Below are 2,106 nucleotides of genomic sequence, written 5' to 3'. Positions count from 1 at the left end.
CAACACATTATCGATCGTTTGGCAAGTGCAAAAGATCCATTAGAGGAAGGGATGAAAATTGCCGCCGAACAAGTCAAGCTAGCCAGTCAAATTTGTCAAGGCGTTCACATGATGGCGGTGAAGCGCGAAGATTTGATTCCCCAAATTCTCGATATGGCTGGAATTCCACCAATTCAGACCGCTTGATATCCGAAGTTGAGTTTGGCGAACTGGCCCAAAGGTTGATAGAGCCCTAATTGAGAAGCCACCCCGTTACTAATAAATAGTAGAGGGTGGCTCCCAAATTAATTCATCAATATATCGTTAAGTGGAGCTGATCCGAATTGAACGGATGTCCGCGACGGGTATTTACTTTCCGCTCCTTCACAGGCTTAGCCCATCTGACCCTTTGGGCGGGAACCATCCATTATCCCGGATGACAGGATGCAGTGGTTGAATCTTAGCTAGCAATCAACCAGAGAAACCTTGCTAGAGCATCCGTTGGGGTTTGTCCGTAGTCCTTAACGGAGTCAGACTACAGACGCTCGAACCTTGTTATCGGTTATTAAGCAGCAACAGTGGCAGCTTTACGAGCAAAAGGAACGATGTTGTTCGCATTTACTTTTTTTTGAGCCTTTGATTAGCGAGAGGAGACTCACTCTCGGCCTGTATCACGGGGCAGCTTTCGCCGACACGTCGAAACCTTTACAGCCCCATGTCTTACATTTCCTATTATAGTTGGCTATTTTGAGTTTGTGTGTGGGAGCTAATGGCTAGGATAACTGTCTCGCTGGCAAAGATGACCTGCTTTTCTGTTCCTATCCCACTTGCTTGAGCTATCGCATTTGCCTAGAAACCAATTTTTCAAACTCTGCTTGAGTTTCCTGCAACAACTGTTCTCGGCTATCTGCCGCTTGGGTGAGATTGGGTACTAAGTTACGTGCTTGTAACGCCATGTGAAGCTGAAGGTGTGCCACGTACTCGCTGAAATCTTCACGACATGAATGCGAGGAGCGATTTAAATCGAGTTGCAATGTGTTCTCCATCCCTGTTTCTGCGCCATTTTCAAACTCGGTCAACATCAATAGACGTTATCACGGAGTTATTAGCAAGTTTTGACTTTGTAATTAAGTTTAATCTTTGCGCCTGTAAATGTTGCGAAATGTTAACTTAATAGACTAGCCCTTTTAAAGTTGTTGAGGTTAATGTAGAAATTGGGGAGGCTGCGGTTTCGGAAGCTATATAAGCCCATTCACCCCAGTGATTATACCTCGACGGCACAGCAGGGCAATCGGAGTTATGATTCTGTTCGGTGGCGATCCGCATGGCGATTTTCGGCCATTTATCAGGGCGGTTGAGACTTATGCTCCACAAGCTGCAATTTTGCTTGGGGATTTGGACTTGGAGCGATCGCTTGACGAGGAACTTTCCGCCATACTGGAAAAAACCGAGGTTTGGTTTATCCCCGGCAATCACGACTGCGATCGCGATTGTTGGTACGATAACTTGTTTGGGTCGAAATTGGGCGATCGCAACCTGCACAACCGCGTCGTCGAGATTGATGGCAAGCGCGTAGCCGGATTGGGTGGCATATTCCGCGAAAAGATTTGGAGACCGCCTATCAAACCCAGATTTCGCAGTCGCAAAGACTTATTACATTATTGCCGAAAAGAGGAACGCTGGCGCGGCGATATTCCGCGCAAACATCATGCCAGCATATTTTGGCAAGAGTACGAGGCACTTTGGGAGAAGCGAGCCGATATACTGGTAACTCATGAGGCTCCTTCTTGCCATCGCTATGGTTTCAGGGAATTAGACGAGTTGGCGGAAGCGCTGGGAGTCAAAAAAGTATTTCACGGTCATCACCACGAACAGTATAGCGCCACAATATGCAAAGGCAAAATTGCGGTGCATGGGGTTGCCAAAGCTGGAGTGAGCGATGAATATGGAAATGTGTTGATACCGGGGAAGCGAGATAAGCAATATCGCGATAATTTAGCTTGATCGCGCCGATCGTCAATCCCGTTATCGGGATTCTGTTAATTGAAAGTTGGAATCTCAGTATTCCGTGACGATAGTTCGATTAGTTTCAATCCCGTTGCCGGGATTCTGTTAATTGAAAGCTAT

Annotated in this window: 2 protein-coding genes, 1 other RNA gene and 1 pseudogene; 2 read left to right on the top strand and 2 right to left on the bottom strand. The window is 46.7% G+C overall.

Annotated features, from left to right (window positions below; translation table 11 throughout):
- Window positions 1-186, top strand: a pseudogene (locus H6S82_RS30665) (methylenetetrahydrofolate reductase); the annotation flags it as partial.
- Between the two features lie 119 nt (window positions 187-305).
- Here the strand turns inward: H6S82_RS30665 and ssrA are convergent.
- Window positions 306-694: a transfer-messenger RNA gene (gene ssrA / locus H6S82_RS30660) on the bottom strand.
- Between the two features lie 121 nt (window positions 695-815).
- Window positions 816-1,025 carry a hypothetical protein gene (locus tag H6S82_RS30655; protein ID WP_190471406.1) on the bottom strand — a complete coding sequence of 70 codons (210 nt, stop codon included), beginning with the start codon at window positions 1,023-1,025 and terminating at the stop codon, window positions 816-818.
- Between the two features lie 253 nt (window positions 1,026-1,278).
- On the opposite strand from H6S82_RS30655, the gene H6S82_RS30650 reads away from it, so the two are divergent.
- Window positions 1,279-1,983 (top strand): metallophosphoesterase, encoded by a 705-nt coding sequence (locus tag H6S82_RS30650; protein ID WP_190471345.1) that lies wholly within the window; start codon window positions 1,279-1,281, stop codon window positions 1,981-1,983.
- The last annotated feature ends 123 nt before the right edge of the window (window positions 1,984-2,106 follow it).

Source organism: Planktothrix sp. FACHB-1355 (genome assembly GCF_014748295.1).
Lineage (GTDB): Bacteria > Cyanobacteriota > Cyanobacteriia > Cyanobacteriales > Aerosakkonemataceae > Aerosakkonema > Aerosakkonema funiforme_A.
This window is presented reverse-complemented; position numbering and strand designations above follow the sequence as displayed.